Source organism: Gottfriedia sp. NPDC057991, assembly GCF_042886615.1.
GTDB lineage: Bacteria > Bacillota > Bacilli > Bacillales > Bacillaceae_G > Gottfriedia.
Genome location: NZ_JBHVQN010000002.1, coordinates 208,061 through 220,857, shown reverse-complemented (window position 1 = coordinate 220,857; position 12,797 = coordinate 208,061). Strand labels below are relative to the sequence as shown.

6 protein-coding genes are annotated in these 12,797 nt (G+C 34.2%); 5 read left to right on the top strand and 1 reads right to left on the bottom strand.

What is annotated here, in order from left to right; genetic code table 11:
• Positions 1-183 precede the first annotated feature (183 nt).
• The 4 genes from ACFVR2_RS08685 to ACFVR2_RS08670 all read left to right on the top strand — a co-directional run bounded on the left by ACFVR2_RS08685 (position 184) and on the right by ACFVR2_RS08670 (position 4,339).
• Positions 184-1,092, top strand: coding sequence for a LysR family transcriptional regulator (locus ACFVR2_RS08685; protein WP_387360796.1), 909 nt, complete (start codon positions 184-186; stop codon positions 1,090-1,092).
• A gap of 218 nt (positions 1,093-1,310) precedes the next feature.
• Positions 1,311-1,778: a 2,4'-dihydroxyacetophenone dioxygenase family protein gene (locus ACFVR2_RS08680; protein ID WP_387360794.1), complete on the top strand. Its 468-nt coding sequence runs from the start codon at positions 1,311-1,313 to the stop codon at positions 1,776-1,778.
• 48 nt (positions 1,779-1,826) lie between these two features.
• A complete protein-coding gene (locus tag ACFVR2_RS08675; protein ID WP_387360792.1) occupies positions 1,827-2,840 on the top strand; it encodes a TauD/TfdA family dioxygenase in 1,014 nt (337 codons plus the stop codon).
• A 167-nt stretch (positions 2,841-3,007) separates the two neighbouring features.
• Entirely contained in the window at positions 3,008-4,339 is a 1,332-nt protein-coding gene (locus ACFVR2_RS08670) for an MFS transporter (protein WP_387360790.1), read from the top strand.
• 229 nt (positions 4,340-4,568) lie between these two features.
• On the opposite strand, the gene ACFVR2_RS08665 is transcribed toward ACFVR2_RS08670, so the two are convergent.
• Complete coding sequence (locus tag ACFVR2_RS08665) at positions 4,569-8,702, bottom strand: S8 family serine peptidase (RefSeq protein WP_387360788.1); 4,134 nt, start codon at positions 8,700-8,702, stop codon at positions 4,569-4,571.
• A gap of 509 nt (positions 8,703-9,211) precedes the next feature.
• On the opposite strand from ACFVR2_RS08665, the gene ACFVR2_RS08660 reads away from it, so the two are divergent.
• Positions 9,212-12,748 carry a S8 family serine peptidase gene (locus ACFVR2_RS08660; protein ID WP_387360786.1) on the top strand — a complete coding sequence of 1,179 codons (3,537 nt, stop codon included), beginning with the start codon at positions 9,212-9,214 and terminating at the stop codon, positions 12,746-12,748.
• Positions 12,749-12,797 lie beyond the last annotated feature (49 nt).

Here is a 12,797-nt window from a genome sequence, read left to right as displayed (position 1 = left end):
TAGTATACAGATAGTTTTTGATAATATAAAATTATGAATTATTATTAGTACATAATTTTTTCTTATATGATAAAATTAAAATGGCTTAAGAGATTTTATCTTTAACTACTAAACTACTATTTTCTTAGAAAATACTTAAATTAAATACTAGTATCAACACTATAGTTAAGTGAGGCGTACATTATGAATATCGTACAATTAGAATATATTGTAGAAGTCGCAAAAACTGGATCTATTTCGATCGCAGCTCATAATCTAAATGTTACCCAACCTGGAGTCAGTCAAGCGATTACCAATATGGAAAAAGAATTAGGTTTCAAAATTTTTGATCGTCTTAGGGGACATGGTGCTGTACCAACTAACGAGGGGAAACAAATTATTAAACTTTCTAATGAAATTCTTTTTAAATTTCAAGAGTTAAAAGAACAGTCGCAGAAGTTTTCTTCACTTGATACTGGTAAATTAAAAATAGGTACCGTTTCTGGTTTTATGCCTAATATATTAAACGCACTTTCAACTTATAAAAATATTTTTCCAAAAGTTGAAGTTGAACTATTAGAAAAAGATGCTTCTGAAATTTTAGATTTAGTTCAGCAAAAAAAGTTAGATTTAGGTCTGGTTGCATTTCCCAGTAATTTAGTAAATTCAAGAGAAAATTTAAAAATTGATATATTACTCCAAAGTAAAATGAAAGTATACGTTAGCAAGAACTCTCCTCTTGCATTTAATAAAACTGTTTCTCCTGCAGAATTATTAAAACAAAATTTTGTCATTCATGATTCGTATTTTATGAGGGATTTTATTCAAAGTAATTTTCACCAATATGACCCAATTCACATTTTGTTTGCATCGAATAATACTGAAATCATTAATCAATCTGTAAGGCAAAATTTAGCAATCAGCTTTGCTCCTGAATTTTCTAGAAAAAATAATCCTCTAGTTTTAAATAAGGAAATTATTCCGATTGAGTTAATTAATTTTGGACCGATTGATGTTTCACTTGGTTGGGCAAGATTAGAGAATAAAGAAACTACCTTATTTGCTAAGAAATTTATAAACTTGGTTAATTTAGAGTTTCAGCAAAATTATTAACTAAATAAGATTTTTTTAGAGCCATTCCTTTTATAAAAGGTATTGGCTCTTTTTTATTAGCTCCCCCTATTCTCCTTCCACATAACAAATAGTTATGTGCATAGAAGAAATTATAATTTTATTTAATTTTATATCGTTTATATAATTGTGATAATTCAAATAATTTTTATGTTATTGAATCTGAAAGCGTTATCAAAAAAATAAATGGAGGTTCAAACATGAGTCAAATCACAAAAGTACTTGATGCCAATTATGTAAATACTGAACAATTACCCTGGATTCCGACAGGTTTAGGATCCATGGAAATGAAATTATGCAAAGTTAATTTAGTGACAGGTCAATATGTTTTATTAGTGAAAGATCCAATTGACTTTAAAGAAGTCCCTGCTCACCATCACCACGGTACAGTTATTGTTTATACAATTAAAGGACAGTGGAAATATGAAAACGATGATTGGATTGCTGGCCCTGGAGACGTTATATATGAACCAGCCGGATCTACTCATAAACCGATTCATGTTTCGAAGGATGAAGAAGTAATTACATGTACGATTATTGAAGGGTGTCTTGAAATTGTAGACGAAAAGGGCAATATAATTGCAATCTTAAATGCACACAAAACATTAGATATGTACTTGTATTACTGTAAAGAACATGGAATTGAACCAATCGATGTAACGATTTAATTCAATTTGCAAAACCTTCTATTCTAAATTTGAGAGGAGTATTTATTCATGAATTCAATTGTTAATGAAAAAATTAATCATCCAAGCGCTTGGAAAGGCATTGATATTCTTAAAGATGATACTTGGATCTATCGTTTAACAAATGACGAAATTGAAGAAATTGAAATGGCATTAAGACATGTTCAGATAAAAGGTTTCACTTTGACTGATACTACTTGTGATTTCACAAAGGAAGATTTCGTACTACCGAAGTTCTCTATTAAATTAAATGATTTTGTACAGGAAATTGCAGAAGGACGTGGCTTCGTTCTAATAAAAGGACTTCCAGTTCATAAATATACAGAAGTAGAATCTAGTATTATTTTCTATGCACTTGGTTTACATATGGGTACTACTGTATCACAAAATGCCGGGGGTCATCTACTTGGTCATGTTAAAAGCCAGGGACTTAGTTTAAAAGATACGAATGTTAGGGGATACCAAACTACTTCTCATTTACCTTTCCATACTGACAATGGTGATACAGTTGGTCTTTTATGTCTCAATAAAGCAAAATCAGGTGGTCATAGTACAATTGTTAGTGCACTAGCAATTTATAATGTGATGCTAGAAAAATATCCTACTTATCTTGGTCTCCTATGTCAGGATTTCTTTATTGATCGACGTGGTGAAGAGCTACCTGGAGAATCACCTTTATTCAGATACCCTATTTTCAGTAGTCAAGATGGTTTAGTAACTTGTAAGTATGTACGAGGATATATCGAAAGCGCTCAATTAAAGACGCAAGCTCGCTTACCACAAACAGTCATTGAAGCTTTGGATATTTTTGATTCACTTCAGCGCCGAGAAGATTTAAGAATTGATATGGACCTTGAACCTGGTGATATGCAATTCGTAAGTAATTACACTGTTTTACATTCTCGTACAGAGTACGAAGACTATGAAGATTCTCAAAAATGGCGTCACTTACTTAGATTATGGTTAAATCTCCCGATAGAGAGACCATTAACTGAGAGTGTAAAGGAACGCCGTTCAGGTATACCAACTAAGGCAGCAGTTTAATAACCTATTATTCATAAAAGGGGGCATTATTGCCCCCCTCTTTCTACCATTTATTCGGCTTCCTATCATATGAAACAATTAATCTTTACTAAATTCAAATTTTATTTCGCTTCCTCAAATATTAAAGGAATTACTTTCTAAAATTTAAAATACAGGAGGAATTTGGATTGAAAAAATCTCAATCACAATCATTTTCACCATTAAATAATCAAGAAATCGGTAATTCAAAGTATATTTGGATTATGCTACTCTTCTTGTTTACTAACGCACTAATAAATAACATAGATAAAGCAGTTATAGGATTTGCGTCTGTTCCTATTATGAAAGAGCTCCATTTAACTCCTACTCAATGGGGAATAGTAGGGAGCTCTTTTTATTGGTTATTTGCTATTTCTTCATTAGTAATAGGCGGGATGGCCGATCGAAAAAGTTCAAAGAAAATCATTTCATGGATGTCATTTGTGTGGGCTGGTGTTCAATTTGCAACACTTTTTGTTATTGGATTACCTTCATTAATTCTGACAAGGATTATTTTAGGCGTTGGTGAAGGACCTGGTTCTGCTGTAGGGGCAGTTGTAATCGGAAAATGGCTTCCTAAAAATAAATACGCACTAGGGTTTGCATGTATTTTTATTGGTACAGCCCTAGGTCCAGCAATTGGATCGCCTATCCTAATGTCTTTAATCGAATCACATGGCTGGAAAAGTGCCTTTCTTGCAACTGGAATCATTGGTGTTTTATGGACTGTATTATGGCTATTATTTGCAAAGGAAAGTCCACAGGATATAGGCTTACAGTCGCCAGATTCACATATTTCTAAATCAACTAAAGTTACCTCAACTTGGCGAGAATTTTTAAAAGAGGTATCTTTTAAAAACTTTTTATTTATCATCTTAGCTGGAATGGCAGCATATTGGCTACTTGCTTTAAAGCTTGTTTGGTTCCCAAACTATTTTCAAAATGTACGGCACCTTAGTGGTTCACAACTAAATCTAGCAGTCTCTTTACCTTTTATCTTCTCAGCAGTCGCTCAAGTAGTCGTTGCTTTACTTTCAGACCGTTTTTATCGTAAAACAGCAGATATTCGAAAGTCTCGAGTAATAATAGCTGGATCATTAATGGTATTATCATCATTCGGAATCTATTTAGCAACAGTTGTAAGTTCAAATTTACTTTCCATGTTATTATTTTCAATTGCTCCAGGATTGACAACAGTCTCTTTAATTCTTTTACCAGCTATCTTAATTGAAACAGCTTCACAAAAAAATATTGGTAAAGCCCAAGGAGTCTTTGCAGCTTTTTCAACTGTATCAAGTATGATCGCACCGATCGTTTTTGGTGCAATCATCGAACGCTCTAGTAATGAAAATATTGGTTTTAATCATGCTTTCCAAGTTTCTTCCTTTATTATTCTTGTTATCGGAATTTTATTTTGGATAGGTGTAAACCCTATGCGACAGAAGAAAATTGAAATTCAGGCGGAAGAAAAAACTGTTTAATTTAAGTTGTCATTTTAGGTTGGGGGTCATTATGATCCTCCTTTTTTTATGAAACAAGTTAATTACTAGTAAAATGCTTGTGCAAACTTTCATTTTAAATTTTAATTTTCAAACCCTCTGAATCTACTCAAATTGTTCAGATAAGTAGTTTTAATAACAATGCAATAATTTATTATATAAAAAATCGCCTTCTTCTCAACCGAAAAGAGGGCGATTTTTTTGAATGCTCTTATAATCCAAGGTCAGCTAATACATCTTCTAACGTCTTATTTTTATATTTCTTTTTAGGATCTGGACTATCTTGAATCGAAGGATTTTTCATCAAATAATTGTTTTTAACAAACGCCATATCCTTAGCATCTACAGTTCCATCCGCATTAATATCTGCTTCTCGCTTGTTCGTATTCCAATAAGTCTGGATATACAATGCGTCCATTATATCTATCACATTATCTCCATTTACATCTCCAGCTTTAGATACTGCAAATAAATCTTTTAGTTGCCCGTCGATCGTTTCCCCATCAATTGTTCCAACGTAAAAAGGCTTACGAACTTCAAAATGGCCTGGAACTTTTAAACTTAATGTGAAACGTTCTGAACTTAATGGTAATTTAGAAACTGAGAATTGTCCGTTTGGCAAAATTGTACCTGGATATTCTATATTTTTGCTATCAATTGCCTTAAGTTGTATACCAAGTTTGCTATAATCCCTGGCTGTATCAATTTTTCCATTTTTAAGAAGCCCTTCAATGTAAGAGTGTAAATTAACCTCAGAATATGGCTGTTTAATAATAAATGCCTTTCCTACTGAATTAGCTAAAGCTACTTTTTTACCATCAGCTTGAATATATGACGGGTAAACAAAATTCGGATAACTAAAGTTCACAAAACTAGACTTCGCTGTGAAATGATTATCTTTTATATTCGCTGTGATATTCACAAGTGGAACATCACCATTTAAGCCTTGAGCAATATTCCCGTCTACTTCTACATGGATCTTATACGCCATGTTAGTTGTGTTATTTGTTACCAAAGTTGATGTAATGTTTACATTTCCTAACGCTTTTAATGCCTCAGTAGGTTGTACATCTACCATTTCAACATTGTTCTTTTCAAAGTTTATCGTAAACTCTCCACCTTTTACATTCGATACATTTTTCCATATAACAGGGAAAGTTACCTTATCACCAGGTGTTACTTCTTTCGTTATTTCTTTCGTATTAGACATACTAATATAAGGCGTGCCTTTTTGGATTAAAATAAATGGCGATGCATTTGCTTTTTTATATTGCCCCATCGTTGAAAAACTTGTTGGATAAAAAGAGAAACTTTGAATTCCAACTGACTTGATTGGAAAATCGTATTCAAAATCTCCGTTTTCAGAAAGTGGAATTTTTTCCATTAAATTTCCGTAATTCGAGTAAAGTGAATTATCAGACTGCTTAACATCCAAACCTTTTGCTTGTAAAGTAGCAATGTCTTCATCATAAATATTCCCTCTTACCTTGAACGATGTTTCCCCTTTTTCATACTCATAAATACCTGGTTGAGTATTTAATGTGAGTTTTGGAGGCGTATTGTCAACAAAAACATTGGTTTCAGCTGTATATGTTTTATCTAAATCACTAGTAGCAATCATCTTAATCTTATAAAGCCCTTGCTTTACATCTTGTAAGTCATCACTGATTGGTCGATTTACGTCACCTGTAAATGGGAAATAGTATCCATCGAATAAACTTAATGATTGATCCACATTATCGCTTAATGTTAATCCATCTAATCCACCCAGATATCCAAGTTCTTTCCCTGACTCGTCAGCAAGCACAAAATCCACTGTTTTCATTGGTGACTTTAGATTATATAACATACTCAACGCAGTACGTTTTAAGGTTGAGTTTGTAGGTAAATCACTTGTATCAGTTCTAACTCCAAGATAGTCTGTTTTAAACGAAGCGATACCATCCTCAACAGTACGAACCCCAAAAGGAATATGATACACTTCTTTTGAATTCTCATGGTTTGTATAAGTTACATATCCTTCATATATTCCTTTTTCAGCGTTCTTAGGAATACTCAAGAAAACAGAGGTTGCTATTTTTTTATTTGCTCCTACTTTAATTGATGAATTTGTAAGAATTTTAACTCCGTTTGCTTCTGCATCCTTAGAACCTCGAACATTTGAATTATATGTTACATTTACGTCAAAAGTTTTTGCTTTACTACTATTATTACGAATTGTCACATTCTTTAGCCCTTGGAAATCTTTATCCTCCATTGCTTGTAGTCCAAAGCTTAATGAACCAGTATTTTCACGAATCAAGCGTTCTTTTCCTCTTTGAATCATAGTAGTTTTATCTTTTACTTCAAAACTAACGTCAGCATGCACTGCATCATATGGATTTACTCGCCCTGCCCCTACTTCATAAACACTGTACTGATTCTTTAACGAAACGGCCGTATTCATTAAAGCTTCTTTCACATCTGCAGGTGTATAATCAGGGTGTGCCTGCAGAATTAAAGCTGCAATACCGGCAACATGCGGAGTCGCCATTGAAGTACCTGAATAACGACTGTAAGCATAAGTGTAATCCGATTGGTTCTGTGGATTCGTCATATATGATGGTACTGTTGATAACACACTCACTCCTGGTGCCGTCACTTCTGGTTTTATATCAAATGTAATACGCGCTGGACCACGTGAGCTAAAGCTAGCCAATGTATCGCCTTGAAGTTCCGTTTTTCCTATAGTATTAAATGTAAACGTAGAACCCGAATAGTTATAATTTGTATTAGGTATTATAAGCTTTTGTGCCAATGATGCCCCTTGTGCATACGATAAAGAATAGGTTGGGATATAGTCTTGTGACTCACCAATATAAGCAGGAATTACTCCTCCTTGAGGGTCATTGTTATAAAGTAAAACTGCTTTTGCTCCTTTTTGTTTCGCCATTTTTATTTGATCTATAGGCGAAATGTTGTTACTAAGTCCGATTAGCACAACCTTGCCAGTTGCATCCAGTTTAGAATAATAATAGTCAGAATCTTTCCCATAAAAAGCATATGCAAATTGAGTGTTTTGGTTTAATAAATCTTCATCATGATCATTAAATCCTCTTGCTATTAATTGCCCACTAATCGGAATTTGTTCTCCCTGGACTGTTGCCTTCCCCTCTATAGTCGATACTGGTATCGGTGTAGTGCTTGCACCGACCGTTATCGCAAGTGCTGCTGCTCCAGGTGAACCCAACGTATACATCTGATTACCTGAATTACCTGCTGCAACAACTGGGACAACTCCTGCTAACGCTGCATTATCTAAAGCAATACTCGTTACTGCTATTGGACTATTATAATTTTCTCCTAATGATAGACTAATAATATCCATACCATCTTGCACAGCTTTATCTACTGCAGCAATTACATTTTCATCCGATCCGGATCCATATGGTCCTAACGCACGATACATATATAAATCGGCGTCCGGTGCAACTCCGGTAACCGAATATTCCGAGTTATTTTTAGCTTGTCCAACAATCGTGCCTGACACATGCGTTCCATGTGATGTATAATACGTAGATCCATTAGATTCTGGCTTACCAGACTTCTTCCAGTCAGCATAAGTCGTTTCCATCGGATCCGAATCATTATCTACAAAGTCATATCCACCTTTATAAGCATCTTTTAAATCTGGATGATTATAGTCAATACCTGTATCAATGACACCAACTTTAACACCTTTTCCAGTAAATCCTTCTGCATGTAATTTATCGATACCAAGAAATGGAATACTTTCCGGATTTAGTGGTTTTGCCTCATTTGTATTCTGATTTTCAACTTCTTCTGGTGGCAATGAAACAGTCTCATTGCTATATACTGCTTGTACAACGTTCGAAGATAATAATGATTTGACTTGATTTGCAGGAAGTGTAATTGCTACTCCATTTAATGCCTTCTTATACGTACGAACTACTTTAGCTTTAATATTCTTATCATTAATATCTTTTTGAAATTCGTCATGCGATTGTTCAACTTCTTCAGTAGCTTCCTTTTGTGAAACCGTCTTACCTTCCAACGCTTCTAATGCAACCTCTGTCTTAGCAGGCTTTTGTTTAAATTCTACAATTACAGAAACATTATCTTCACTGTTTAGATCAACTGATTTATCCAGAATTAATCCAGACTGCTCATCCGTTTTAAGTTTATGGAGCGCTTGACGTTGAGCATCTGTTAGTGAAGCGAGTACATTTTCTGCTGTTTGCGGAGTTTGTGCATTCGCTACAAAATATGGAACACCGACTGAACTAAGTAATAATCCCGTAGAAAATACTGTTACAGTCAATGCTTTTATATTTCTTCTTTTCATTCTTCTACCTTCTCTCTATATTTTTCGTCTCGAAATATCTTCTTCTCTTTTTCTATGAATCTAATATGTTTTACCCCCGCTAATAAATGCACCCCTCGTTTTTTTGATAAATTACAAATCGTTTAAGAGAATTAGTGAATCGATTCCATCACACTCCTTTCATATAAAAAATGTTGAATCTTGTAAAAATTTTAAATCTTATGACTTTAATTGTACAATTCGCATTAATTAACTTTTGTTAACTTCCAATTAATCTTTAAGCAATTTTCGACAAAGATAAAACTACTAATTTCTTTAAAATAATTAACATGGGCCTTGCTACGTAATGTTTTCTCACCAATTCAAACTTTTAGAAATAAGTCCAGCTTAACTTCTATTAATTATCATCTAATTTACTTTTAATTAATTTAATATTTAAAATTAATTGAATATTTAGTTCACCAGAATATCTAAAGTTTAATTTTTTGGTATTTAATTATTCATATTTTAAAAGAATGGGAGATTATAGAATGGCGAAACAAACAGGCTTTCCGTACAAAGTATTATCAGCCGTAGCATTATCAACCTTGTTGTTAAGTACAACAAATGCTTTTGCAGTAGAATCACAAAATGATTCTACTGCTACCCCAACTATTTCAGACATTATAAAAAAGGGCTTTCAGTCAGAACAAACAGCCACAACACAAGACAAGTTTCATTATGGTGATCAAAGCGCAAACGGATTAAATGAGATGTTTGATCCAAACGAAAAAGTAAGGGTAATTGTCGAAGTTGAAGAGCCTTCATCAACTTCAACTTCCACAAAAAAAGAGCAATTTACACAAAAGCAAGATCGAGTTATTTCTGAATTTAAGAAAAAGAAATTGGTCTCTCCTAAAATCAGACATCGCTATTATCAAGGCTTTAACGGATTTAGTATGGAAACCGAATATAAGAGTTTAAAAGACATTGAGTCTTTACCTGGTGTAACGAACGTACATATCGCAAGAACGTTCCAACCTTCAATGGCTACTAGTAAAGAACTTGTTCAAGCTCAAAAAGTATGGGAGTCATATGGATATCAAGGTGAAGGTTTAGTAGTTGGTGTCGTTGATTCTGGTATTGATTGGACTCACAAAGATCTAACAATTACTGAAAAAGGAAAACAACAAGAAAAATGGACAAACACGAGCATTCAAGGGAAATTAGCAGAAACAGCTGTAAACGATGTGTGGTATAGCGATAAAGTACCAACTGGATATGACTGGGCAGATAATGATACGGACGTAATTCCTCACGGCGCTAATGGAAATCCTCATGGTACACATGTATCCGGTACGATTGGAGCGAATGGTGATGAATCAAATGATGGTGTATTAGGTATTGCCCCAGGAGTTCAGTTGTTGGCAGAGAAAGTATTCTCTGATAACGGTGGTGGTGCGTATGAAGATGATATTATCGCAGGTATCAATCATGCTGTAGAGATGGGTGCTGATGTCATTAATATGAGCTTAGGCAGTGATGCGGGATGGGTCGGAGAAGATGATGATCCAGTTCAAAAAGCGATTCGTGAAGCAACAGAACATGGGACTTTAGTAGTTGTTGCTGGAGGGAACGCTGCGTATAGTACTGAAAATAATTTTATTCCAAGATCATTAAAACCATATGCTGAAAATCCAGATATCGGCACAGTAGGTCAACCGGGAACAAGCCCTTATGCTTTATCGGTAGCATCTTATGAAAATACGAAAATTCATATGAATTCTTTGAAAACTTCAGATGGATATACCCTTCCATATAAAGACCAAACACAATATAATTTAAAACTTTCGAACTCGTTAACGCCAGATCAGAGCTATGACCTTGTTTATGTAGGTGAAGGTAAAACTGCAGATTTCAACGGAAAAGATGTTAACGGAAAAATTGTTGTTGCAAAACCTATTCCAGCAAATGGATATGGTACGTATACGTATATACAAACAGAAGCAAAGAAACGCGGTGCAAAAGCAATTATTTTAGTACCACCTTCAGGTTTAGGTGATTATCCATACTTAACGGTTAGTCCGTATTATACACCAATCGCATCAACAGGTCAGGCAGTAGGTGCTGACTTAATTTCGAAGCTAACTAGTGGACAAAATGTAAAAATGCAACTGTCTAAAGGCGTCTTGGTAGACAATCCAGCTAAGGACACAATGTCATATTTCTCTTCATATGGTGCTCCTTATACTTTAGACTTTAAGCCAGAAATTTCAGCACCAGGTGGAAACATCTATTCGACAATACCTGGCAATCAATATGATGTGTATAGTGGAACTTCAATGGCTACTCCACATGTGGCTGGTGGTTCTGCGCTAGTATTGCAATCCTTATATAATAAAGGTTTTACACATTCTGAGGAAACAGCTTTAAAAACTAAAATTGCTTTAATGAATACATCCAAAATTGTAATGGACCCTAGAACAAATAACGAAGTACCTTATTCACCACGTATTCAAGGTTCCGGTTTAATGCAAATTCAAAATGCAATTAAAACCCCTGCAATCATAACTAACAAGAAAGCGCCATTAGAACAAGCTGGATCTGTAGCTTTAAAAGAAATTAAGAGCGACAGTGTTTCATTCAATTTGAATTTAGAAGCATTTGAGGGTAAAAATGCAAAGGATTTAGAGTATATCGCTTATGTTGATTTGTTAACCGATAATACTGAAAATAAATCATTTGATTATGACAATGATGGCAAAACAGATTTTTCAAAAGAATATTTAAGTTTAACAAGTAAGCGTGTTCAAGGTGCTGTCACATTTATAAATGGTAAACCGGTAAGTAACACAACTGGTGCGACAATTAAAATCAAACCTGGACAACAAAAAAATCTTGAAGTAACAATTCTTCTTCCAAAAAATTTAAAGAAAGAAATGTTCTTAGAAGGATTTGTTCGTCTTGTACCATCTGGTGAAAATAAAGACTCAGCTGTGCCATTAAATGTTCCTTACATGGGATTTTACGGTGATTGGGACAAACCTCAAAATATTGATCCAGCTGCATACAGTGACGATGCATTCTTAGGCTACACAACGCTTTGGGATGATATGACTGACTATCCAATCGGTTACAATCGACAAACAGGTGAAATTGAGACTGAACATATTGCTGTTTCGCCAAATTCTATTGTTCCTGGAATCTTCCCTTCATTCACTGCTTTCCGAAATTTAAAGAAGGTAGAAATGTATGTAGAAAATGAGAATGGTAAACTGGTTGATTACTTCGGGGATTTTAGTGAGTTTACAGGTGATGGAACACCAATGAAATTTAGAAAGAACAGCATGGGATCGGGTAACTATTTCTATAAATTTGATAATATAGCAGCATTTGGTCATTATTTCTTTGACGAAAGAGATGCAAATGGAAACCTACTACCAGACGGAACCTATAATTATGTCATAAAAACAACACTGGATTATAAAAATGCAAAGCCACAATCTATGAAGCTTCCGATTAAAGTTGACTCTGTAGCTCCAAAAGCTACTGATATTCAAGTCACACCAAAAGATGGAAAATATGAAATTTCATTTAAAGCATCAGATGGTATTAATGGAAGTGGATACAAAGGTGCAATTGTTTTTGTTAACGGAAATTATTATGAAACAGAAATCGGTGCTACTTCAATACTCGTTAAAGAACAACCAAAAAGCATTGTAGTTGTAGGTGTTGACTATGCATACAATCAAGGCTATACAGTTTGGGGAGATCCTTCTTATATTGACGAAAGTATGGTTGTTTCCTACTTCTCTGTTATGAATGCAACAGATGTTAATAAAGATAAGCCGGCTAAAATTACTGCTTTTGCTAATAACCGAGTGAATTGGACATTTAACTTAAAAGATGCGAATGGTAAAGTACTAGATTCTTTCAAAGTAAATAATGAACATTCATTATACGGAATCCAATGGATACCGGATGAAGACCTTCCAAACGGTACGTACTATATTTCAGCAGATGTAGTAACAAAAGACGGATTTAAAGTGACAACTACGCCTAAAAAGGTAACGGTATTACAAAAATAATGATGTAAAAATTCCATTAGTAGGATGAGATAAAATCGCCTACTAGTGG

Coding starts and splice junctions, on each gene's coding strand:
- ACFVR2_RS08685 (WP_387360796.1), top strand. CDS start 184: ATGAATATCGTACAATTAGAATATATTGTAGAAGTCGCAAAAACTGGA.
- ACFVR2_RS08680 (WP_387360794.1), top strand. CDS start 1,311: ATGAGTCAAATCACAAAAGTACTTGATGCCAATTATGTAAATACTGAA.
- ACFVR2_RS08675 (WP_387360792.1), top strand. CDS start 1,827: ATGAATTCAATTGTTAATGAAAAAATTAATCATCCAAGCGCTTGGAAA.
- ACFVR2_RS08665 (WP_387360788.1), bottom strand. CDS start 8,702: ATGAAAAGAAGAAATATAAAAGCATTGACTGTAACAGTATTTTCTACG.
- ACFVR2_RS08660 (WP_387360786.1), top strand. CDS start 9,212: ATGGCGAAACAAACAGGCTTTCCGTACAAAGTATTATCAGCCGTAGCA.